Annotated in this window: 17 protein-coding genes; 13 read left to right on the forward strand and 4 right to left on the reverse strand. The window is 52.1% G+C overall.

Features of this window, described 5'->3' with window-relative positions; all coding sequences use genetic code 11:
- Positions 1-12 precede the first annotated feature (12 nt).
- On the reverse strand, positions 13-849 hold the full coding sequence (locus FMM72_RS07480) for an FAD binding domain-containing protein (RefSeq protein WP_160210109.1): 837 nt from the start codon (positions 847-849) through the stop codon (positions 13-15).
- Between the two features lie 746 nt (positions 850-1595).
- On the opposite strand from FMM72_RS07480, the gene FMM72_RS07485 reads away from it, so the two are divergent.
- The 10 genes from FMM72_RS07485 (at position 1596) to FMM72_RS07530 (ending at position 13999) form a co-directional block, all read left to right on the forward strand.
- The gene (locus tag FMM72_RS07485; protein WP_162221034.1) at positions 1596-2798 is read left to right on the forward strand and encodes a CaiB/BaiF CoA transferase family protein; all 1203 of its coding nucleotides are present in this window, start codon (positions 1596-1598) and stop codon (positions 2796-2798) included.
- A gap of 6 nt (positions 2799-2804) precedes the next feature.
- Positions 2805-4307 (forward strand): amidase family protein, encoded by a 1503-nt coding sequence (locus tag FMM72_RS07490; RefSeq protein WP_160210111.1) that lies wholly within the window; start codon positions 2805-2807, stop codon positions 4305-4307.
- Between the two features lie 23 nt (positions 4308-4330).
- Positions 4331-5851, forward strand: coding sequence for an acyl-CoA carboxylase subunit beta (locus FMM72_RS07495; protein WP_160210112.1), 1521 nt, complete (start codon positions 4331-4333; stop codon positions 5849-5851).
- 343 nt (positions 5852-6194) lie between these two features.
- A complete protein-coding gene (locus FMM72_RS07500) occupies positions 6195-7871 on the forward strand; it encodes a PucR family transcriptional regulator (RefSeq protein WP_160210113.1) in 1677 nt (558 codons plus the stop codon).
- 25 nt (positions 7872-7896) lie between these two features.
- Positions 7897-8772 carry a DUF2877 domain-containing protein gene (locus FMM72_RS07505; protein ID WP_162221035.1) on the forward strand — a complete coding sequence of 292 codons (876 nt, stop codon included), beginning with the start codon at positions 7897-7899 and terminating at the stop codon, positions 8770-8772.
- A gap of 20 nt (positions 8773-8792) precedes the next feature.
- Entirely contained in the window at positions 8793-10346 is a 1554-nt protein-coding gene (gene fdrA / locus FMM72_RS07510) for an acyl-CoA synthetase FdrA (RefSeq protein WP_243151667.1), read from the forward strand.
- Positions 10347-10358: 12 nt separating this feature from the next.
- Positions 10359-10529, forward strand: a complete 171-nt coding sequence (locus FMM72_RS07515) for a fdrA domain protein (RefSeq protein WP_160210116.1) — start codon at positions 10359-10361, stop codon at positions 10527-10529.
- A gap of 58 nt (positions 10530-10587) precedes the next feature.
- Positions 10588-11844 (forward strand): DUF1116 domain-containing protein, encoded by a 1257-nt coding sequence (locus FMM72_RS07520; RefSeq protein WP_160210117.1) that lies wholly within the window; start codon positions 10588-10590, stop codon positions 11842-11844.
- A gap of 79 nt (positions 11845-11923) precedes the next feature.
- Entirely contained in the window at positions 11924-12724 is an 801-nt protein-coding gene (locus tag FMM72_RS07525; RefSeq protein ID WP_160210118.1) for a cyclase family protein, read from the forward strand.
- A gap of 594 nt (positions 12725-13318) precedes the next feature.
- On the forward strand, positions 13319-13999 hold the full coding sequence (locus FMM72_RS07530) for a TIGR00266 family protein (RefSeq protein WP_160208235.1): 681 nt from the start codon (positions 13319-13321) through the stop codon (positions 13997-13999).
- Positions 14000-14228: 229 nt separating this feature from the next.
- Here the strand turns inward: FMM72_RS07530 and FMM72_RS07535 are convergent, their stop codons facing one another.
- The 3 genes from FMM72_RS07535 to FMM72_RS07545 form a co-directional block, all read right to left on the reverse strand.
- The gene (locus FMM72_RS07535; protein ID WP_160208234.1) at positions 14229-15173 is read right to left on the reverse strand and encodes a 2-hydroxyacid dehydrogenase; all 945 of its coding nucleotides are present in this window, start codon (positions 15171-15173) and stop codon (positions 14229-14231) included.
- Between the two features lie 89 nt (positions 15174-15262).
- Positions 15263-16603, reverse strand: a complete 1341-nt coding sequence (locus tag FMM72_RS07540) for a sensor histidine kinase (RefSeq protein ID WP_162221036.1) — start codon at positions 16601-16603, stop codon at positions 15263-15265.
- Complete coding sequence (locus FMM72_RS07545) at positions 16600-17274, reverse strand: response regulator transcription factor (protein WP_162221037.1); 675 nt, start codon at positions 17272-17274, stop codon at positions 16600-16602. Before FMM72_RS07545 ends, FMM72_RS07540 begins: the two co-directional genes overlap by 4 nt.
- Before the next feature lie 176 nt (positions 17275-17450).
- Between FMM72_RS07545 and FMM72_RS07550 the strand changes: the two genes are divergently transcribed.
- The 3 genes from FMM72_RS07550 (at position 17451) to FMM72_RS07560 (ending at position 24903) form a co-directional block, all read left to right on the forward strand.
- On the forward strand, positions 17451-19016 hold the full coding sequence (locus FMM72_RS07550; protein ID WP_243157739.1) for an efflux RND transporter periplasmic adaptor subunit: 1566 nt from the start codon (positions 17451-17453) through the stop codon (positions 19014-19016).
- Positions 19017-19022: 6 nt separating this feature from the next.
- Positions 19023-22106 (forward strand): efflux RND transporter permease subunit, encoded by a 3084-nt coding sequence (locus FMM72_RS07555; RefSeq protein ID WP_162221038.1) that lies wholly within the window; start codon positions 19023-19025, stop codon positions 22104-22106.
- Positions 22107-22284: 178 nt separating this feature from the next.
- Positions 22285-24903, forward strand: a complete 2619-nt coding sequence (locus FMM72_RS07560) for a cation-translocating P-type ATPase (RefSeq protein ID WP_162221039.1) — start codon at positions 22285-22287, stop codon at positions 24901-24903.
- The last annotated feature ends 1 nt before the right edge of the window (position 24904 follow it).

Here is a 24904-nt window from a genome sequence, read left to right on the forward strand (position 1 = left end):
GCTTCCCCCTCCTTATTTCGCAAGCGTTTCAAGGCCTCTGCGAACGATCAGCCCAACGATATCCATACGGTATTCCTTTGAGGCGCGCACATCGCTGATCGGCGCAACCTCCGAGCGGGCCAGCTCAACCGCCTGTTCAATCAGAGCAGCGTCCGGCTTTTTACCGCGCACCAATTCCTCGGTTTTCACGAGGCGAAGCGGCGTCGGCGCAACCGAACCGAATGCGAAACGGAATTCGTCGCCGCAGCGCAGCACGGTCGCGCAAACGGTGGACAGGTCGACCTCGCGGCGGCGGGCCACCTTTGTGAACACACCCTCGGCGCCGGCTATGTAGGGGACACGGATCGCCGTGACGATTTCGCCGGGCTTCAGGGACGTCTTGCGCACAAAGATAAAGAAATCACGAATGGGGATCTCCCGCCTGCCGTCGGGTCCTTCCGCCAGGATGACCGCATCGCACGCGAGCAGCGGGGTTCCTGTGTCGGCCAGCGGGGATGCATTGCAGATATTGCCGATACAGGTGGCGCGGTTGCGCACCTGGCGCGAGCCGACCGACAAGGCGGCCTTGGCGAGGAACGGATAGTGTTTGCAGACCGCCTCGTTCTCGCCGATCGCATTCATCGTCGCGCAGGCGCCGATGGTCAGACCGTTCTGTTCGTCAAACGAAATGTCATCAAGCCCAGGGATATGTTTGATATCTACAACATAATCTGGTGCAATCAGCCGGTCGCGCAGACGGACGACGACGTCGGTTCCGCCGTTAAATAAAACGGCGGATTCTTTATAATCGGCGAGCATCTGTAACGCTTCCGGCAAGGTTTTTGGTGCTAAATAATTAAATTGCTTCACGATCAGCACTCCTTTTTATGCAGATTGTCACTTACCACTGTAATCATTATACAGTCGCCCCCCGATGAAATCAATCATTTGCAGCCATTTTTTCTGTAATGTCCAGAATTATCCTTATTCTTTATGCAGTTTTGATCACATCCTATTGTAAAATGTCCATAAGAAAAACCATAAACACATATCCTTTTTTGTAAAAAGGACTTTTATGCAGAAAGCCATCTCTTTCTCACAATGCCTCAGGCAAAAGTTGATTCAACTAAAAACCACAAATCAAAAATTACAATTATTTACATTTTTAAAATCAAATTGTGCAATATGCACTAATTTTTTCAATTTAATCTGTCACACAAAGTCGCTTTATCTAGTTTACAATTCCAAATTTATAAACTATAATGTATACATACAACAAATTAGCGGCGTACACTTTCCAGAGGCGGGATTTCAATGCTTCCAGAAGGACTGCCGCATTTTTGCATTTTGGAGCAATTTATTCAAATCCATTGAATATTTTAAACTTGTAAATACATCACAACCGTTCCCCTTTTTCGCATGTATTATCTCCACTTTCCCCTCTCTCTATTGTTATAATATCATAATTCGCAATAGAACACAACTTGTAATCTATTGCAACCTCATTACATTTTATTATCTTTTGTCGCTTGACCATGAACCCGGCTTCGGATTTTTGGAATCATCAGCCATACGCACTCGTACACATTAAATTTAGAAACGGGAGGAAAAACAACATGGCAAAGCCACTCGACGGAATCAAGGTTCTCGATATGACAAAGGTCCTCGCGGGACCGTACTGCGGCATGATGCTGCGTAACCTCGGCGCCGAGGTCATCCACTGCGAGATGCCCGGCACAGGCGACGACGCGCGCGCCTATGGGCCGTATGTCAACGGTGAAAGCATCTACTTTTTGAGCATTAACCGCGGTAAAAAGAGCATCGAGATCAACGCAAAGACGCCCGAGGGCAAAAAGGTCCTGACGGATCTCATCAAGAAAGTGGACGTGTATGTACAGAACTTCAAGCCCGGCGCGCTGGATAAGATGGGCTTCGGTTATGAAGATGTCAAAAAGATCAACCCGCGCTGCGTTTATGTTGCAATCTCCGGCTTTGGACAGACGGGTCCGTATGCCTCCCGGCCGGCTTACGATATGATCGTGCAGGCTATGGGCGGCGTTATGAGCATCACCGGCGAGCCGGACGGCAATCCGGTGCGCGTCGGCACCTCAATCGGCGATATCATCGCCGGCATGATGGGCGCATATGGCGCGCTGGCCGCCCTGTATGAGCGTCAGACAACCGGCGTCGGCCAGCTTGTCGATATCTCCATGCTCGACTGCCAGGTCGCCATCCTCGAAAACGCCATCGCCAAGTACTCCGCGACCGGCCAGGTGGCACGTCCGCTCGGACTCAAGCATCCTTCAATCACGCCGTTTGAAGCGTACCGCACCAAGGACAGCTGGGTCATCGTCGCGGCCGGCAACAATAAGCTGTTCGCCAAGTTCTGCGAGGTCACCGGCCGTCAGGAGCTGATCAACGATCCGAAGTTCTCGACCAACCCCGAGCGTAATAAGAATATGCATGAGCTGTCCAATCTCATGCAGGAGAAAATCAAGGATAAGACAACTGACGAGTGGCTTAAAATATTTGTTGACAACGGTATCCCCTGCGGCCCGATCAATTCGATCGACCGGCTGTTCGAGGACCCGCAGATCAACTACCGCAATATGCTCGTCGAGGTGGAGCAGCCGCATATGGGCAAGGTTCGCGTCGCGGGCAACCCGGTTAAATTAAGCGGTGTTCCCGCTGAAGATGAGCTGCCGCACGAGCCTGCCCCGCAGGTTGGCGAGCACAATGTCGAAATTCTGCGCGACGTGCTCGGGTACAGCGACGGCGAGATCAAGGCTTACATCGACACCCTTCCCAAAAAGGAGTGATTACATATGGAGGAAAGATGCGCATCGCACGACCGCCCGTTCGTGCTGGAGGAAACAACCATCGCCGCCATCCATGAGGCGATGCTCGACGGCAGGCTCTCCTGCCGCCGGCTGATCGAAGGATATCTCGCACGCATTGAAGCATATGACAAAAAGGGACCGAACCTCAATGCGATCATCCTCGTAAACCCACATGCGCTCGAGGAGGCCGACCGGCTCGACGCGCGCATGAAGCAGGACGGCCTGACCGGCCCCCTGCACGGGATCCCCATCCTTTTGAAGGACAACGTCGAAACCTACGATATGCCGACGACCGCCGGTTCCCTCTCGCTCGAAAACTTCGAGACGCACAAGGACGCCTGGATCGTCAAAAAAATGCGCGAAGCCGGCGCAGTTATTCTCGCAAAGACGAATCTACATGAATTCGCGGTCTGGGGTGAGACGATCAGCTCCATTCTGGGTCAGACATACAACCCCTATGACCACACCCGTACCCCCGGCGGTTCGTCGGGCGGGACGGGGGCCGGCCTGGCCGCCAACTTCGGCGTCGCCGGAATCGGAACGGACACGATCAACTCGATCCGTTCCCCTTCGTCGGCCAATTCCCTCGTCGGCATTCGTCCGACGATCGGGCTTGTCAGCCGCGACGGCATCGTCCCCTATTCGCTTACGCAGGATACGGCCGGTCCGCTTGCACGCACCGTCGCCGACGCCGCGCGCGTGCTCGACGTGATCGCCGGCTGCGACTCAAAGGACCCGGTCACAGAAAGCTGCATCGGGCACATCCCGTCAAGCTATCTCGACTCGCTCAACGACGACGGCCTGCGCGGCAGGCGCATCGGCGTGCTGCGCAGTTTCTTCGGTACCAAGGACATCCACCGCGATGTGAACGCTGCGATGGAACACTGCCTCGACATCATGCGTGAAAACGGGGCTGAGGTCGTTGATATCGAGGAGACAATCGATTCCGGTTATCTTGTCAAAAACGTAAGCGTCCATATCCATGATCTGAAAACGCATCTCGGCCAATACCTCGCGGCCTTCGGCGACGCCGCGCCCGTCCATTCGCTCGCCGATGTGCTCGCCAGTGGGAAATACCATCCGGGACTGCAAAGCAATTTGGACGAAGCAATGGGCTACGATGTGGGCACGCCTGCATATAATGAACGCCTGCGCCAACGCGCCGAGCTACAAAAGCAAATCCTTGCAATTATGGACAAATACCAGGTCGACGCGATTGTTTATCCGCACCAAAAGCAGCTTGTATGCAAGGTCGGCAAAAGCCAGGAGGAACGCAACGGCGTCATTGGTTCGGTGTCCGGTTATCCGGCAATCGTCGTTCCCGCCGGCTTTTCCGAGCCGTCCAACGACGCGCCGATCGGCGTCCCGATCGGCATGGAGATGCTTGGCCGCCCGTTTACGGAGCCGACGCTCATCGAAATCGCGTATGGCTTTGAGCAGCACAGCCATCTGCGCCGTCCGCCGGTTTCCATACCCGCGCTCGATTGATAAACCGTTTGGAGGGATTACATATGAACAAAATAGAGGATCTTATCACCCGAAAAACAGCTATTTACCAGGGCAACGCCAAGGCGATTGAAAAGCAGCATTCCAGCGGCAAGCTGACGGCGCGCGAGCGCCTGGGCCTGCTGTTCGACCCCGGCACCTTCGTAGAAATGGACACCTTTGTTACCCATCGCTGCACCTATTTCGATATGCCTTCAAAGCATTCCCCGACCGACGGCGTTGTCTGCGGCTATGGCAAGGTTGATGGGCGCATCGTATTCTCGTATGCGCAGGACTTCACGATCATGGGCGGTTCGCTCGGCGAGATGCAGGCGAACAAGATCTGCCATGTGCTTGAGGCAGCCGCAAAGGTCGGCGCGCCTGTCGTCGGCATGAACGATTCCGGCGGCGCGCGCATCCAGGAAGGAATTGACGGACTGTCCGGTTATGGTAAAATCTTCTTCCGCAACACGGCGGCTTCCGGCGTCATCCCACAGATTACAGCCATCATGGGGCCGTGCGCCGGCGGCGCGGTCTACTCCCCCGCCCTGACCGACTTTGTATTCATGGTCGATCAGACGAGCAAAATGTTCATCACAGGTCCGGACGTCATCAAAACCGTTACGGGCGAAGTTGTCACTGGGGAGGCGCTCGGCGGCGCGACCACGCACAACAAAACGAGCGGCGTCGCGCACTTTATGGCCAAAAGCGATCAAGAATGTATTCAGCAGATTAAACGGCTGCTTTCGTTTTTGCCTTCCAACTGGAAGGAACAGCCGCCCGAGGTCGATCTCGGCGACAATCCGTACCGTCTTGTGCCTGAACTTGCTTCCATCCTGCCCGACAACGCGAACCGCGCTTACAATATGTACGATGTGATCCGCGGCATTGTCGACGGCGGCGACTATCTTGACAGCCAGCCGCTTTTTGCGACGAATATGATCACCTGTTTCGCACGCATCAACAAACGCGCAGTCGGCATCATCGCCAATCAGCCGCGTGTCGGAGCCGGCTGCCTGGATATCAATGCGTCCGATAAGGCCGCGCGCTTCATCCGTTTCTGTGATGCGTTTGGTCTGCCGATTGTCACGCTCGTCGACGTACCCGGATTTTTGCCTGGAACCCATCAGGAATACGGCGGCATCATCCGTCACGGCGCGAAAATGCTTTACGCATACAGCGAAGCCACTGTGCCGAAGATCACGCTGATCCTGCGCAAGGCATACGGCGGCGCTTATTTGGCGATGTGCTGCCGCGAGCTTGGAGCGGACGTTTCTTTCGCCTGGCCCGACGCTGAAATTGCCGTCATGGGGCCCGAGGGAGCCGCCAATATCATCTTCCGCAAGGAAACGCCTGAGCAGCGCGCGCAATCGATCGCGCAATATAAGGCTGAATTCGCGACGCCCTATAAAGCGGCCGAGCATGCATTTGTCGACGACGTGATCCATCCCGCTGAATCGAGGCAGAAGATCGTCGCCGCGCTTGAAATGCTGCGTACGAAGGAACAATCCATTCCAAAAAAGCGCCATGGAAACATCCCGCTCTAGCGGATGCTTCGCCGCCCGCCGCAAAACAACGGCGGGCGGCAAAGGTAATCGTATGTGTAATATACATATATAATTTTATTAACCTCACGGCACCGATTGTTTAATTTACGGCGTTAATTGTATTTTTAGTCTATTTTACACACGATTTATTTAAAATTTTTATGCAAATCATTCATGACAAAGTAAATCAAAACAAAGTGAAAAATTTTATATTATGTATTATGCACAATGTCTATTGATTTCCTAATTATTTGTAGTATGATGGAATCAATGACAGAGCCAGACAACTTCCAGGCGAATCAGAATTGCGGCGCATGGCGCCATCCGTCAGGGAGGTTTCTAAATGGAAAAAATATACGGCATTTCTGTCAGATCGGTGCTCGACATGGAAGTGCTCAAGGGCGCCAAGCTGTTTGCCGGACGCGGCGGCCTGGACCGGATCGTTACATCAATGAACGTCATGGTGGAAACACCGGATATCATCAAATGGGTTTCGCCGGGCGATCTTCTTGTTACCACTGCTTATTCGATCCGGGACGACGTCAAGCGGTTGGCCAGCCTCGTTCCTGTGCTCAACGCCCACGGCGTTGTGGGGCTTGGTATTAAACCGAAGGAGTTTATTCCCGAAATGCCGCGCGAGGTTATCGAAGCGGCCAACGCGCTCTCATTCCCCGTCTTTGAGATACCAGCCGAATTATCATTTTCAAAAATCATCACGCCTGTGCTCACCACAATCCTGAACAACCAGGCGCAGGTGCTCATGGACATTTACGACCTGCAAAAATCGTTGACTGCCACCATGTTAAGCGGCGGCAATTTGCAGGCCATCACACAAACGCTGCACAACCGTTATGGCAACAGCGTCGCAATCTACAACGAATTTTTCTCTTCCTATGTCATATCCGCCGCTTTCAGCCGCCGGGACGCAATTTACCGCCAAATGGAAAATTGTGTGCGCGGTAGCGGCATGAATGATCTCGCAGCAGATTTTTCAAACACTTTGAGCCGCCGCGAACCTTGTATGGTCGACGGAAAGGACTGTACGAAGATTACGGTTCCGATTTACAGCGATAAAAAGCTGTATGGATATATCTTCATGTGGGAGGATAACCGGGAAATCACCAGCGTCGATCTCGCCGTCATTGAAGCCTCCACTTCCCTGATCGCGCTCGACATGATTAAGAAAATCTCCATTTTTGAGATGGAAAACAACCACAAGGTCAGCTTTTTAGACGATCTGCTCGTCAACGACGATCTGTCCCAGCGCCGGGCGCTTGCAAACGCCGAATATTTCGATTTTGATATTGAAGCGGTCCATCAGGTCGCGGTTGTCCAGGTCTGCAACACAAACAATTCCCTTTCTCTTTCCAGCGGCGCGCTCTACAAGATGAACAACAGCATTGTGCGCGTGTTGCGACGCCTTTCCAGAAATGCAGCCTGCAAGCTTCTGTTCGTCAATAAGTGCGATAACATTGTGCTTGTTTTTGAAAACAAGCTGCGTTCCACCAACCTCTGTAAGCAGGAAGTTACACAGTTTATGGAGACGTTGTGCGGCGCTCTGCACGGCGACAGCCTTTTGGAGTTCATCTGCATCGGCATAGGCCGCGCCTACCGCGAAGCGGCCGACCTTTGGAAAAGTCTCGCCGAAGCAAAGCGCGCCGCTTCATGTGGTCCCATCAACCGCAAACACGCGCTCTGTTATGAGGATTTGGGCGTTTATCGCTTTTTATCTTATGAAAACCTCCATCCGGAGCTTCTGTCCTTTTACGAGGAAACGCTCAAGGTGCTTGTGGACTATGACCGCGAACATGACTCCGAGTTGGTCCACACATTGTCGCTCTACTTCAAATGCAACGGCAATCTCAAGCGTCTCGCGGAGGAGCTTGGTGTCCATTACAATACCGTCGCCTACCGTATTCAGCGCATCAAGGAACTGGCGGGCGTCAGCTTTGATAACTCCGATCAGCTTTTAAATCTGCAAATCGCCTTAAAAATTCATGAGATACATAAAACAAGATGATACTTTACGTGCGGCGGAGCTGTGCTTGCATCTGCGGCAAATGCTTGACAAAGGGTTTCTTTCAGGCCGCGTGCTCTCTGTATTCGATCACGCTGTGAATCTTGAAACATCGGTTGGACTGGTGTCCCTGATCACCGCGGATCGGGCGCTTTACCCTGATTCCATTCGGCTGTCCATACGCGGACCGTTTAGCGCCTGCGGACTTCTGCCTGGTATCCAGGTAGAGTTTGCCGATAATCACTGCTTTTTTCCTCAAATCAGTTTGATAATCGATTTGCAGGATGTTCCCACAAAAGATCTCTCGATTTTCCACGTACCCGGCTTGATTGTGCCGGACGGATTGGATAAACGGCTCGCTTACATCATCGAAGCAACCGCACAACGCGGTACGGCTGAAGGTTTGGCCCCGCTCCTTTTTTCTGTGGGGCGCCGCCCCGACCAAGACCGTTTCCCGTCCAACTGCTATACAAGCTTCCTTTGGCCTAGGTTTGAAACTCTGTTCACGGCGGTCCGGTCCGGTGATTTGGATGAGGCCGCCGCCGCAGTCGCCCGAACGGCCGGCTGCGGCCCGGGTCTGACGCCGTCGTCCGACGATTTTCTGACCGGGTTTATAGCCGCACTGCTCACAAGGGCGGCTGCGGACAACCGCATACAGCCGGTCTTGACGTTGACAAGACGGATGGCGGATGCGGCCCGCCCCAAGACAAACGCTATCAGCGGCGGTTTTTTAGCGCAGAGCGCACAGGGATTTTTTTCAGAGGATGTGCTTGCCGTCATGACCGCCCTCTTTTCGGAAAGCGATCCCCAGGCTCTATTGAATGCGGCCTGTGAAGTCGCCTGTTTTGGTGAAACCTCCGGAACGGATATTTTAACCGGTATCTATTTCGGCACAAAAATATAACACAATTGGAGGAATCGTCATTGGTCAAGCTGGATATTAAGCCGAATACCTATTACGACTCGGTTACGCTCATGATCATCTCCAAGGACCTCAAAAAGCTCGATGGTGTTGAAGAAGCACTCGTCGGCATGGGTACCGATCTGAACCGTGAGCTGGCGCACAACCTGGGCATCAATTCGCCCGAATTTGAGGCGGTCACGCCGAACGACTTCTTTGTTGCAGTTAAGTGTGACAGCGACGAGGTCATGGCTGCCGCGCTCGCCAAGGTTGAAGAAATGCTCAACAAGAAAAAAGAAAACAGCGCCATGAACTATTATCCTCCGACGCTGTCCTCCGCGCTCAAGATGGATGATCAGCTCAATATGGCGGTCATCTCTGTTCCCGGCAAATATGCGGCCGAGGTTGCGCAGAGCTGCCTTGATAAGGACATCAACGTGATGCTGTTCAGCGACAATGTCACAATCGATGAGGAAAAGCGCCTTAAAGAGTGCGCCGCTTCCAAAGGACTTTTGATGATGGGACCCGACTGCGGCACCGCGATCATCAACAACGTCCCGCTGGCGTTTGCCAATGTGGTCAAATCGGGGGACATCGGTATTGTCGGCGCTTCCGGAACCGGTACGCAGGAGGTTTCCTCTCTGATCGACCAGTTCGGCGGCGGTTGCTCCCAGGTGCTTGGTACCGGCGGGCGCGATCTCAAGCTCGAAATCGGCGGCATTATGATGACGCTCGGACTTGACGCATTGATCAACGATCCCATGACAAAGGTGATTACGCTGATTTCCAAGCCGCCGGCAGAGGAAATCGCGGATAAAATCCTCAAGCAGGCTGCCGGCGCGGGCAAGCCAGTTGTTGTCTGCTTCATTGGCGGCGACCCCGCACAGGTTGAAAAGTACGGCCTGACAGCTGCCTGCTCGCTTGAGGACGCGGCCCGCAAGGCTGTGGCGCTTTCAAAAGGTGAAAAGCCGGTCGATTTCATTGGGTTCACTGCTCCCGAAGCTGAGATCGACAAGCTGGCGGCTGATGAAGCTGCGAAGTTTGCCTCCACTCAGAAATACATCCGTGGACTATATACAGGCGGAACGCTGTGCGATGAATCGATGAAGCTGCTTACAAAGGATCTCGGCGGCATCTATTCAAATATCCCGTTGTCGCCGGAGTTTAAGCTTGCCGATGTCAACAAGAGCGTTGAGAACACCTGCCTTGATTATGGCGACGACGACTTCACGCGCGGACGCCCGCATCCGATGATCGATCCGTCCCTGCGCGCCGAACGTGTTGTGGCCGAGAGCCTCGATCCCTCAACGGCCGTCATTCTCGCTGACTGCGTGATCGGCTATGGCTCCCATCCCAATCCGGCCGAGGATCTCTGCGACGCGATCAAAAAGGCAAAAGCCAACGCCGAGAAGGATGGCCGCTACATCAGCGCCGTTGTAGCCGTATGTGGCACCGAGGGCGATCCGCAATGCCTGTCCAAGACACAGCAGCAGTTGCGTGAAGCAGGCGCGATCGTCATGCCGTCCAACGCACAGGCCGCACGCTTCTCTGAAAAGATTCTTGCCAACATCAAGTAGGAGGTGGATACAATGAGCAAAGTTAATGAGTTGTTCCAGAAAAAGCTGCACATTGTCAACTTTGGTATCGAGTCGTTCTATGAGGACCTCAAGAGCCAGAAGCAGGAAGCCATTCACGTCGACTGGAAGCCTGTCGCGGGCGGTAATAAGAAAATGGCTTCGCTTCTTGGTATGCTCAAGTAATTTGGGAATCAGAAACATTTCATAACATACATTCAAACATGAACGGGAGGAATTTACAATGACGCTTGGCGAAAAGATCAATCAGGCAAACGCTGAAGCTCTTAAACGCATCCTCGGCGCACAGCCGACGCTTGTCGGCATGGGAACCGCCGGCGAGGACATCCCCGGTATGACCAAGAAAACCATTCTCCATGCCGGCCCGCCGGTCACATGGGACAAAATGTGCGGTCCAGTGCGTGGCGCGATCATCGGCGGCCTGATTTACGAGGGTCTTGCCTCCAACAAGGAGGAAGCCGAAAAGCTGGCGGCATCCGGTGAGATCACTTTCGATTCCTGCCATCACCACAACGCGGTCGGCCCGATGGCCGGTATTGTTACATATTCCATGCCGGTTTGGAAGGTTGTCAATAAGACATACGGCAACTATGCCTACTGCACTTTCAACGAGGGCCTTGGCAAAGTTCTTCGCTTTGGCGCGTTCGGCGACGAGGTTATCACACGTCTGAAATGGCTCCAGAACACCTTGTATCCGATTGTCAAGGAGGCGTTGGAGATTCATGGCGAGATCAACCTCAAAACGATGATCGCACAGGTGCTTCAGATGGGTGATGAAGGCCACAACCGCAACAAGGCCGGTACGTCCCTGCTCATCCGTGAGATCGCCCCGGCGATTGTCGCAACGCGCTTCTCGCAGGAAGAAAAGATTGAGGCGCTTAAATTCCTCAACAGCAACGACCACACATTCCTGAATCTGACAATGCCCGCCTGTAAGTCTACGATGGACCCGGTTGGCAATATCCCGTACAGCACCATCGTCTACACGATGGCCCGCAACGGCACAGAATTCGGTATCCGTGTTTCCGGACTCGGCAACCGCTGGTTCACCGCTCCGGCTGAAATCATTGACGGACTCTACTTCCCTGGCTTTACCTCAGCGGACGCCAATCCGGATGTCGGCGATAGCTGCATCACTGAAACAACTGGTATCGGCGGCTTCTGCATGGCGGCAGCTCCTGCGATCGTTCAGTTCGTCGGCGGCACTGTGGCTGATTCCATCAAGTACTCCACCCAGATGTACGAGATCACCGAGGGAGAAGGCAACACCTATCAAATTCCGGCGCTCAACTTCCGCGGCAGCGCCACCGGCATCGACATCCGCAAGGTTATTGAAACTGGCATCCGCCCGATCATCAACACTGGTATCGCCGCCAAGGAAATGGGCGTCGGTCAGGTTGGCGCCGGCCTTGTCAGCCCGCCAATGAAGTGCTTTGAGGACGCGCTGGAAGCTTGCACCGCCTGGGCGCAGGAATCCTGATTTTCCCCTTGCCGCTTTATGGCGGCGCAGCAATCTGTTGGACCGTATTTTATATACATAATTTAAAGGAGGCATTCTAATGAGCAAGTGGAGCGATATCAAAATGTACGACCTGAGCATCCCGATCGGTATTCTGACCCCGCCGTGGCCGACCTACGAGCCAATGCAGGTGAAGTTCTTCAAGCGCCTTGCACCAAACGGCGCCAATGGTCAGTTGGTTACGCACTCCAACCATGTTGGCACGCATCTGGACGGTCCTCTGCATTTTGACACCGCCGGCCGCGATATCGCGTCCCTCGAGCTGACCAAGCTGTGCGCGCCGGGCGTCGTGGTTGATCTCTCCGATATGGCACAGGATTTCGGTATCTACACACCGAAGGATCTGATGGACCGCGCTGAAATCCGCAAGGGCGATATCCTGATTATCAACACTGGCTATCATAAGTACGGCTTTGATCAGCCGACTGCTGATGAGCGCCGTTATATGCTGCGTCATCCTGGCCCGTCGATGGACTTTGTCCAGTGGATCCGCGACATGGAAATCAAGTGGATCGGCGTCGACTGTGGTTCCGCTGACCATCCGATGAACACGAAGATCCGCGATTGGGAGCCGATGGAGGCTGAAGCTTGCGATAAGATTTTCATGGAGCGTTATGGAAAACATCTCAATGATATTTACGAGTGGCCGAAGAACTATCAAGCCATGCACATCCAGCTTTTCTGCCAGCCGTATGAAGCGATCCATGCGGAGTGCCTGGGCGGCGAAATCGATAAGTTGAGCAACCAGCGCTGCGTTATCGGCTGTTTCCCCTGGAAGTTCACAGAGGGCGAAAGCTGCATCAGCCGTATTGTCGCTTTCACCGGTTTCGAAGACGCATAAAATTTGCTTTTCCCACATTGTCCATATAGAGAAACATCTTCCTCACACATGGGAAGACCGCCTGCATTCGTGCGGGCGGTTTTTCCATTTCAGAACACAAATTATCTTTTCTTTCAACACAAACCATGGTATAATAACCGCAGGGCGGTTATTATACGTTTTATGGCCAGGGCGATTCGCGGGCGCGGCCCGCTGCCGCCCCAATGGCCGATTATCCCATGCCGCTTCGCGGACATGGGATAATAACCGCAGGGCGGTTATTATACGTTTTATGGCCAGGGCGATTCGCGGGCGCGGCCCGCTGCCGCCCCAATGGCCGATTATCCCATGCCGCTTCGCGGACATGGGATAATAACCGCAGGGCGGTTATTATACGTTTTATGGCCAGGGCGATTCGCGGGCGCAGCCCGCTGCCGCCCCAATGGCCGATTATCCCATGCCGCTTCGCGGACATGGGATAATATGCGCAAGGCAAACGGCAAAAGCTGTTTGCAGCAGACAAGCCCGAAGGGCTGCCTCTGTGGTATGCTGAATCTGAAAATAATCCCTTACCAGAACCAATATGATTAAATACATATGAAAGGCGGAATATTCATGCGATACGAAATTCAGGGCGAGCCGCTTCCGGTTGTTGTCTGTGAGTTACAGCCAGGTGAAAAAATGATCACAGAGCGCGGCTCCATGAGCTGGATGACATCAAACATGCAGATGGAAACGACCTCAAACGGCGGCCTGGGCAAGGCGCTTGGCCGTATGTTTTCAGGTGAGGCTCTGTTCCAAAATATTTACACTGCAATAGACGTTCCTGGAATCATCGCGTTTGCCTCCAGCTTCCCTGGCTCCATCCGCGCGGTTGAAATTTCGCCGAATAACGAACTGATTGTTCAAAAATCGGGATTTCTTGCCTCCGAGGCGGGTGTCGAACTTTCGATCTTTTTTCAGAAAAAGCTTAGTTCCGGCTTCTTCGGCGGCGAGGGCTTTATTATGCAACGCCTGTCTGGCAAAGGGACGGCTTTTGTAGAAATTGATGGTTATGCTGTTGAATACAACCTCGATCCTGGTGAAAAGCTGGTGGTAGATACTGGTTATCTCGCTGCGATGAGCGGTTCGTGTTCCATCGATATCCAGACTGTCCCTGGTCTTAAAAACAAACTCTTTGGCGGAGAAGGGTTTTTTAACACGGTTGTCACCGGCCCAGGCAAGGTCATTCTACAGACCATGCCCATCAGTACAGTAGCCGGCGCTTTACGCCCCTTCTTCCCCACTACAAAATAAATTGCGAAAAATAAAAAGAAAGCCTTCGGCGCTGATGCTTTGAAGGCTTTCTTTTATTGTATCATCGCAGTGACAAGCCCAAAAGGGCTTGTATGTCGCAAAGCGATAGTAAAACCAGCAACAGTTTTGACATGTTGATTGTGTCATAATTAAATTGACCGTCAAAGCGACCGTGGATCGCGCCCGTATATCGCCCTGGCCATATGGTGATCAAATAAATGCTTTGCATTTATTTGATCACATTTTGCGGCTTTCCTGCGATCCACTTTTCAAGATTGTCACATGCAATCACCGCACGTTTATACAATGCCTCCTTTGTCGCAAACGCGACATGCGGCGTTGCGATCAAATTTGGCGCATAGAACAACGGATGCTCCGGATCAACTGGCGGTTCAATCTCAAAGACATCGACGCCTGCACCCGCGATTACACCTTCCTTGAGCGCCTGCGCAAGCGCCTGGCTGTCAACAACAGGGCCGCGTGCCGTATTGATCAGCACAGCATTCGACTTCATCCGCTTTAACTGGTCATATCCGATCAATCCGCGGGTTGCATCCGTAAGCGGGACATGCAGGGAAACAATATCGCTGTTTGCCAACAGCTCCTCCATTGAAACATAGGTCAATCCTGATTCAGACTTCTTGGTGCGGCTGTATGCCAGCACCTCACATCCAAACGCCTGTGCAATTTTTGCCACGCGCATACCGATCGCCCCGGTACCCACAATGCCGAATTTTTTACCTTCAAGCTCATACCCGACCAGTCCATCCTTTGTACCGCAGGTGCGCACGACACGGTCACATGACAGGATGTTGCGATATAGCGCAATCAAAAGGCCAAACACAAGGTCTGCCACAGCCGCTGTTGAATAACCCGCGCAATTACAGACAGTAATACCCCGCTCACGGCAGGCATCCATTGCAACATGGTCGACGCCAGTAAAGGCAACCAGGATCAATTTCAGCGAATCGCACTGTTCGATCACCTCACGTTTAAAGGGCAGGTTTGACAGAACTACGATGTCTGCGTCGCGACTGCGCTCCACAAGTACAGCGCTATCCAATATGCGCGTATCATAATACGCAATCTCCAAATTCCCGCCCCCAGCGCGTTCACACATTTTGAGCAGCTTATCTTTCTCAACGCCAAGCGGTTCGAGGATCGCTAATTTCATAAAAACAGCCTCCTATTTCGTCAATACATGATCTTATTTCAATATAGCACATTTTTCCTGAAATTGCACGATCTTTTTGACGGGGAGTGTTAAAGATTTCCAGGTAAGGTCACAGTGCAGATCGTACCTTGACCTAATTCGCTTTTATATACAATCGTCCCTGTGTGCAGCTCCACAATACGTCGTACAATGGAAAGGCCGAGTCCGTTTCCTTCACGCGCATGGGAATTGTCACCTTGATAAAATTTTTCAAAAATACGCTTTTGAGTCTCCGGCGACATACCGACGCCGTCATCAATGATCTCCACACAGACGTCACCCGCTGGTATGCCACGCAATTCGATCCCTACATTTCCGCCGGGGTCTGTAAATTTAATCGCATTGGAGAGCAAATTCAACCAGAGCTGCTGAAGCAGTTCAACATCTCCGCGATAATCGATCCGGTCAAGCCGGATGTCTAATTCAACTGATTTTGTGCTCCACTGTCCTTCCAAAAGTAAAATACAACGCCGTAATTGTTCATCAAGCGAAAAATTGATGATATTTTCCGCCGCGCTCTGATTTTCCAAACGGGATAAGCGCAGCAAATTCGACGACAGGCTGGACATCCGTTCCGTTTCATCAGTAATCAGCCCCACATATTTTCTGAATTTTGTTTCATCCAGCTTCTCAAACGGCGTCGCTGTCAAGAGCTTTACGCTTCCACGGATCGCAGAAACCGGTGTTTTAAACTCGTGCGAAACGCTGCTGACAAAATCCTTTCGCAGATATTCAATATTCCGAAGCTCCCCCACCATCCAGTTAAAATTCTGTACGACGACGCCCATCTCGTCACGGCCGCGGTAATCGACGCGTACCCCAAAATCACCGCGCGCGACATGCCTGATCGCCGCATCCAATTCACGCAATGGCCGTGTGGAATGACGAATTGCAAAAAACGCGCCCGCGCTCGCGATCCCAGCGCAGATAATCAGTGTTTGCAAAACCAGCAGATGAGTCCATCTGGTATGCATGGAATCGGATTTTGCAGACAACCAGATATATCCGTCGGCTGTACGAAAAACACCGGCAAGCCCATTACTTTCAAGCCTGATCAGTCTTGTCTGATTCGGCTCCAAAGGCATGTCCAGTTGAAATCCAGCCGGAAGGGCTTCTTCTGTTTTGGCCAACCCGATTGAATCAACCTTTGGCCTGAGCAGATCAATCACTTCATTTACAGGCATATTCGACCGTTCCATCACGCTGGTTAAAAAATCCGTTATCGACTGAAGCTGTTCCTCCGCAGCATGGCGTACCTGCCCCCATATGCTCATAAACATGATCATATAAGTGATCGCACATGCAACGAATACGATAACGAACAGAGTAACCAGATACTTAAACTGGAGCGAATGAAGCCATCTGAATCTTTGCGAACAAGTTTGTTTCATATCAGCTTCTCCGCGCGGTATCCCAGCCCGCGCACCGTCACAATTTTAAACTGTGAAAAACCGCCGAATTTTTCGCGCAGACGTTTGATATGTACATCGACTGTACGCTCATCGGCGTCGGAATCAAGCCCCCATATATCATCCATCAATTGCTGCCGTGTAAAGGTTTTTCCTGGTCTGTTTAGCAGTTTGAATAAAAGTTGAAATTCTTTTTTAGGCAGTACATCCGTACCTTGCTCTGTAGTGACGGAAAGAGCATCGTAATCAAGCTTTATCCCACCAATTTCCAGCTTGTGTCCGCTGGCAATCTGGGCACGGCGCAGAAGCGCGCTGACACGCCACAGCAATTCCTCAAAATCGATTGGCTTTACCATATAATCATCTGTTCCCGCTAAAAAGCCCATATGCTTGTCCTCAAGCGTCTCGCGGGCAGTCACCATGATCACTGGCAGATCATATCCCGCCTCCCGAAGCTCCCTCGTCAGCCCGTAACCGTCAAGTTCCGGCATCATAATGTCGCAAATCATCAGATCAATATGCGAGCGTTCTATCAGCATAAGAGCTTCAGCGCCGTCCTTTGCACGGCAGACCTGGTACCCATTGTCCAACAGAAAATCACTCATCAGTTCACGCAGGCTGTAATCATCCTCTGCAACCAATATACTGAACATTTCCCGCCCCCCCTATCATACCTTTATGCGTATTATATCGAAGCTTTGTGAATAAATGATTAATTTTCCAGTCTTCCTGGCGGAACCTCGGGCTTAGTTCAAAAAAAGTTCATATAAACACGATATGATGAACACATTGTATTTTTGGATAATCTTACATATTGGAGGTAACACCGTTGGAAAAAACGTCCAAATTTTATGGCAGACGTTTATTGGCCTGTCTGTTAGCCGCTATCCTTTTAACGTCCGCCGCCGGTTGTCAGCCTAAAGCTGAACAAACAGCCGCGCCCGTGCAGGACGAACACATTGCGGTTGAAACGCAGACGCCCCAAATCGGCGATCTGGCGCTTACGACAGAATTTATTGGCACCATCGAGCCGGATGAACAGGTCAGTGTGATACCGAAAGTCGGCGGAACGGTCTTACATACATATGCCGAGGTTGGACAGACCGTCAAAAAGGGGGAGCTTCTCTTTGAAATAGACGACAGCGACGCGGCTCTTGCCTACAGAATGGCCCAGGCCGGCTATGAGCAGCGTATGATCTCCGCCGATACAACGCTTGGCAGTGGATATGACTCAAGAGTTCTGGCGGCAAAAGCACAGGTAGACGCGGCGCAGCAGAACCTGAACAATACCCGCCTGAAGCTGAAGGATTACAACGACGGCTATGACGACAGCTTGATTATGGCCGAAAAGCGCCGCGATGAAGCCGAACAGAAAATGAAGGCTGCGGAGGAAGCGTATAAAAATTATACGGGCGACGACCCAAAGGAAAAAGAGACACTGTACCAAGCCTGGACTCAGGCAGAAAGAGATTACCTCATGTACCGCTCTGCTGTCAATGACCTGGAAGACAGTGAGGACAGCCAGGCGCGCGACCTGCGTAATGCATACAAGAATGCGCAGACAAACTATGAACAGGCGCTCAACAACTATAACCTTTTGCTCGGCGGTTCGCTGGAGGATACGCAGCGCGCTATGGAAGCCGATCTGAAATCCGCGGAGCTTTCGGTGGAGCAAAGCGCGTCTACGCTGAATAAATATAAGATTTATGCCCCGATCGACGGCGTCGTCGAGCAAAAGAATATTTCGGAACAGTCGCTTGCTTCACCAAGCTCTGTCGCATACATGCTCTCGAATAAGTCTACCATTATGGCGACCTTCTATGTTCCGTCGGGCGCTGTCGAACAAATGGCTGTTGGAGATTCCGTGACCATTGAAAATGGTCAGAAAAGTTATACCGGCAGCATCGCAGAAGTCGGGACAATGGTCGATCCGCAAACCGGCTTGTTTAAGGTAAAGGCACAGATCAATTCCGAAGACAGGTTGCTTCAGACCGGTTTATCCGTCAAGGTCACTGCCATCACGGGCAAGGCACAGCAAAGCCTCCTGTTACCACAGGAAAATATTTATTATGAGGACGGGGAGGCCTATGTTTACCTTAATGTGAATGGTACGGCTGTACGCACGCCGATTGAAACAGGGCTTTTCAATGAGGAAACTGTTGAGGTCCTCTCTGGTTTGGCATCAAACGATCAGGTCATCACCTCCTGGAATGCCAATCTGACTGATGGAGCCAAGGTGCGCGGTGCGGATGAACCCGCATCGCCGCAGAATTCTGCGTCTGAACCAACAGCGTCTGATCCGGGCGATTCCCCTGCTTCACAGGCAGGTACATCCATCCCCGATTCCTCCGCTGCTGTCTCGTCACAAAGCGCGGAAGCTTCCTCGGAGGGGTAACGCTGTATGAATCTAACAAAGCTTGTACTAAAACGCCCTGTCTCGATGGTTATGATCATCCTGGCATTGATTGTATTTGGGTTCTCGGCGATCACAGGCGCTCCGCTTGAGCTGATGCCGGAAATGGAAATGCCGGTTTTGCTTGTCATGACAATCTATCCCGGCGCAGGTCCCCAAGAAGTCGAGGACCTTGTCACCAGCCAGTTGGAATCCTCTGTATCCACACTGAACGGTATCAAAACGATCCAATCCGTGTCGCAGGACAGCGTCTCTTTGATGGTGCTTCAGCTTGAATACGGCACCAATATGGATGTCGCGCACATGGATTTGCAGGAAAAGCTGAATATGTACAGCGGCGCACTGCCGGACGATGCACAGGACCCGATCATCATTGAGATGGATCTGAACTCGATGAGCGCGATTACGCTGTCCGCACGCGCTACCGGCGATATCGATCTGCTTTCCTATATCGACGAGGAGATCAAACCGGAGTTTGAAAAGCTCGGCGGCGTTGCATCGGTCGATGTTTCTGGCGGTCAGGAAAACTATATCAGCATTGAGCTTGATGAGCAGCGGCTCAAACAATATGGCCTGGATATGAGCACAATTGCCAGTTTTGTCGGCGCGGCCGACTTCTCAATCCCGGTCGGCGATATCGACCGCGGTGATCAAAGCTTGTCTTTGCGCGGCGGCGTCAGCTACGATACCGTCGAGAGCCTTGGAAATATCCCGATCACACTGCGTTCGGGCCAGGTAATCCATTTGTCCGATGTCGCACGGATTTATGATGCAACCGCTGATTCGGACTCCATCAGCCGCTATAATGGCAACGAGACAGTCAGCCTCGGTATCAAAAAGCGTCAGAGCGCAGGCACCATTGAGGTTACAGAAGCTGTCGTCAAGACAATGGAACAGATCAACGCGCGCAATATGGGTGTCGAGCTGTCCGTTATCAACGACACGAGCGACAGTATCCGCAGTTCGGTCAACAGTGTTATCAAAACACTGATTTCAGCTGTCATCCTTTGTATGATTGTGCTGTTTATCTTCTTTGGCGACTGGAAAGCCTCTCTGATCGTTGGCAGTTCCATCCCTGTTTCTGTTTTGACAACGCTGATACTGATGAACGCCTTTGGTTTCTCCTTTAATATTGTTTCCTTGGGCGGCCTTGTCATTGGCGTTGGTATGATGGTAGATAACTCAATTGTGGTTCTGGAAAGCTGCTTCCAAAGACGGGAACGCAATATGACTTTCCATGACGCTGCCATCGAAGGCGCGCGGATCGTCACCTCGTCTGTCGCAGCATCCACGCTTACTACGATTGTCGTATTCCTGCCCATCAGCATTTTAGAGGGGCTTTCAGGTCAGATGTTCCGCCAGCTTGGCTTTACGATCATCTTCTCCCTGACCGCTTCGCTGATCTCGGCGCTTACGATTGTTCCCCTCCTATTTTACCGGCTCGCGCCAAAGGAGAAGGATGATTCCCACGTCAACCATGTCCTGAATAAGGTAACAATTACATATGGAAATTTCCTGAAAAAGACGTTCAGGCACAAACTGCTTGTCCTCCTGATTTCGATCGGTCTGCTCGTCGGATCGTTTATGCTTCTTCCATTCATTCATTTTCAGCTCATGCCGGATATTGACCAGGGCACCATTTCGATTTCTGTAGAGACAAAGCCCGGGCTCAAGCTGGAAAAAGTGGATGCGCTTATGACGCAATTGGAATCCATGGTCCAAAAGTCCCCCGATGTCGAACGCTATTACTTGACTGCCGGCGGCGGTTCAATGACTGGTACCGGAAACGAAAGCGGTTCTCTTACTGTTTATCTGAAATCAGACCGCGAACGCAGCACGAACGAGTGGATCGATGAATGGCGTGCACAGACAAAGGATATCCCCAACTGTGACATCAGCATCAGCGCGCAGAGTATGATGAGCTTTACATCCGGCGGATCGGTCGATGTTAACCTCCAGGGCAATGATCTCGATTTGCTGCGTGAGGCGTCGAGGGATATTGAAGCGGTGATGGGACAGAATCCCAATATAGTCCGCGTCTCCTCAACGCTCACCTCCGGTAATCCCCAGGCTGAGATTGTTGTCGATCCCATTAAGGCGACCGCAGTCGGTATGACACCGCAGCAGGTGGTTGGAACCGTCTACAACATGATATCCGGCGCCTCTCCAGCTACCATGGACCGCGATGGACGTGAATATGACATTCGAATCGAGTTTCCTAAGGATCGTTTCCAAACGGTTTCTGATCTCTCCGGATTGATCTTGACTTCTCCAAGCGGTAAACAGGTCCCGCTACTCGATATTGCATCAGTTGAATATTCCAATGCTCCGCAAAACATACAACGCAAAAACAATCAATACATTGTCACAATCAGCGGTCAGCCTACGACAGCATCGGCTCTGACAGCCGGCGACGAGATTAAATATGCGGTTGCAGAGCTTGAACTGCCCCAGGGAGTCGCCATCACACAGAATCAGGCCGATGAACAGATGATGGAGGAGTTTGGCGCACTGTTTGGTGCGATTGCAACGGCTGTGTTCCTCGTATTTATGGTCATGGCCATGCAGTTTGAATCGTGCAGATTCTCCATTATCGTTATGATTTGTATTCCATTCTCACTGATTGGCTCGTTTGGTCTGATGCTGTTGTCGGGTGTTACAATGAGTATGCCGTCCTTGATCGGATTTTTGATGCTTGTTGGTACGGTTATCAATAACGGTATTCTGTTCATTGACACGGCTAACCAATACCGATCCAGTATGGATGCCGAAACGGCCCTTGTCTATGCCGGCCGCAGCCGTCTGCGTCCGATCCTGATGACGACCTTGACAACGGTTTTATCCATGATTCCGATGGGCCTTGGAATCGGTGAAGGCTCCGAAGCTATGCAGGGAATGGCAGTTGTAATCATCGGTGGTTTGACAGCTTCCACCATTTTGACGCTTCTCCTGCTGCCGACCTTCTATCTGCTGTTCCGCGGACGGCCGCATAAGGAATATAAAAAAGAGGAGGATACCAAGAACGGAAATCCACATCCCGATCTTTCCCAGGAAGAACTGATCACACAATAACAGTACCCCTGTCCCCAAAAGCAGAAGGAGGGCCGCACTCAGACGCGGTCCTCCTTCTGCTTTTTGTCCCGACATATCCTGACCGGCCGCAGAATAAATATAAAGGGAGCACCCGCGTAAACCGTGGGAGCGGCGCGGCTACAGGCCGTGCGATTCATGCGGAAAGGGTTGAACGTACATGATGGAGGAATACCAGGGACTGACGGCCCGGCAGGCCGAAAAACGCCTTCTGGAGCATGGGGAAAATAAAATCCGAAGCGGCAAAAAAGCAAGCGCGCTTAAATTGTTTGCAGGTCAATTCCGCGACGCCATGATTATGATTCTATTGGCCGCAACCGTCGTTTCCGCACTGATGGGCGAATATACAGAAGCGATGACGATCATTGCAATTGTATTTGTAAATGCACTGCTCGGATTCTTTCAGGAATATCGCACGGAACGAACGCTTGAAAAGCTTGGGGAGCTGTCCGCTCCAAATGCAGCCGTAATCCGTGATGGTCAAATCCAAAGTATACCAGCCAGCATGGTTGTGCCTGGCGATATATTCTGTTTAAAGGCCGGAGACCGGATTCCCGCCGACGGCTGTGTGCTTGGCGGCGACAGTTTAAGCTGCGATGAATCCATGCTCAGCGGCGAATCAATTGGGGTTGAAAAATATGCGGCTCCAAATCCTGATGCGCCACAGAAAGCCAACCGTGTCTATATGGGGGCTACCGTGACGCGCGGACGCGCCGTTTGCCGTGCGACCGAAACGGGCGGGGCGACTGAAATGGGCAAAATTGCAGATATGCTTGGTACCATAGAGGTACAGCCAACGCCACTGCAAAAACGGCTCGCACATATGGGTAAGCTTATTGGAATCGCATGCCTGGTGATCTGTCTTGTTGTTGCTGTAACTGGTATTTTACGCGGTGAGGAGCCCTTCAACATGCTGCTCACGGGCATTTCCCTTGCCGTTGCCGCAATCCCGGAGGGACTTCCCGCTGTTGTTACCATCGCGCTTGCGCTTTCTGTTGGACGCATGGTCAAGCGCAAAGCCTTGATCCGCCGTCTTCACGCAGTCGAAACGCTCGGCTGCGCCGATGTTATCTGTTCTGATAAAACCGGCACCCTGACAGAAAACCGTATGACTGTTAAAGTCCTCTGGACCGCCTCCGGTGAAACTGAAATCGGAAAACGCGCTTATGACAGGCCTTGCGCCGCTATGCTCCTTGACATCGCTGTTCTTTGCAACAATGCCCTGCTTGACACCTCGGCAGGCCGTAAGGACGCCTTTATAGCGGACGGCGAGCCGACAGAGGCAGCCCTGCTCATCGCAGCGGCCAAATCGGGCGTTTTCCGAAAACAGCTTCCTTATGAGCCGGTCAAGGAGCTTCCTTTTGACTCGGCGCGTAAAATGATGAGCGTCTGTGTGCGGCGTAAGGATGGGAAATACCTTCTGTTTACAAAGGGCGCACCCGATCTCCTGCTGGATCGTTGTACGCATTATCTGTCCAAAAACGGCGTTTCCCTTCTCACCCCGGCCATGAAAGCACAGATTTCTCAACAAAACGATGCGCTTGCACGGCGAGCACTGCGTGTACTCGGCTTCGCTTATCGCGAAGCCGACGGCGCGGGCGATACCCGGGAGGAACATCTGATATTCACCGGGATGGCTGGAATGATCGATCCGCCGCGTAAAGAAGCCTTCGACGCGGTTATCAAGTGCCGGGAAGCTGGAATCCGTCCAGTTATGATCACAGGTGACCATGCGGTTACGGCGCGGGCAATTGCCGAGGAACTGACAATTTATCAACCTGGCGACCGGATTATGACCGGCCGTGAACTCGATGAAACAAGCGACGAGGCGCTTGCACGCATGATTTCCGATGTTTCCGTATTTGCACGCGTTACACCGGCTCACAAGCTGCGGATTGTGCGTGCACTCAAAAAACAGGGGCACACTGTTGCGATGACGGGCGACGGCGTCAACGATGCGCCGGCTGTCAAAGAAGCTGATATCGGTGTTTCCATGGGCGTCACCGGCACAGACGTTACCAAAGAGGCTTCATCTGTCATATTGCTCGACGACAACTTTGCAACCCTTGTCGCAGCAGTCGAAGAAGGGCGCGTGATCTATCGGAATATCCGCAAATTTATTCGATATTTGTTTTCCTGCAACATCGGTGAGGTTGTAACCATGTTCTTTGCTATGTTGATGGGAATACCAGTACCGCTCTTACCCATCCAGATTTTGCTTGTCAATCTCGCTACAGACGGCCTGCCTGCCATTGCGCTTGGGCTTGAACCCCCTGACAAGGATGTGATGCAACAGCGTCCGCGCCGCGCCAACGAATCCGTCTTTTCCAATGGGCTTGGATTTACCATTATGATCCGGGGTCTGTTGATCGGCTTGTGCACACTTGGTGTATTTGTTTCCCTGATCCGTTCCAGCGGTGATCTTCTGACTGCCCGTACTGGCGCGCTGCTCGCACTTGTTTTAATGCAATTGATTCACGTTTTTGAATGCAAAAGCGAAACCAAAGGGTTGTTTTCCATCAATCCGCTGAATAATCTCAAATTGGTTGGCGCGGTAGCCGCATCGGCAATTTTAATGTATCTGGCTATCTATAACCCTGTACTGGGCAGTATTTTCCGTGCGGTTCCTCTAACTGGAGAGCAGCTGCGTACTGTTTTGACCTACTGTGTGTTCGTCCCAATTGTCTCAGGTATTATTCTGGTTGTTAAAAACACAGCTTCAACACATACCGTTTCCTCCAAGTCGTCCCGTACAGTGTGTCCTCATCCAATTAAATAAA

This window comes from Anaerotruncus colihominis (assembly GCF_010206195.1).
In the GTDB taxonomy this organism is placed as follows: Bacteria; Bacillota; Clostridia; order Oscillospirales; family Ruminococcaceae; genus Anaerotruncus; species Anaerotruncus colihominis_A.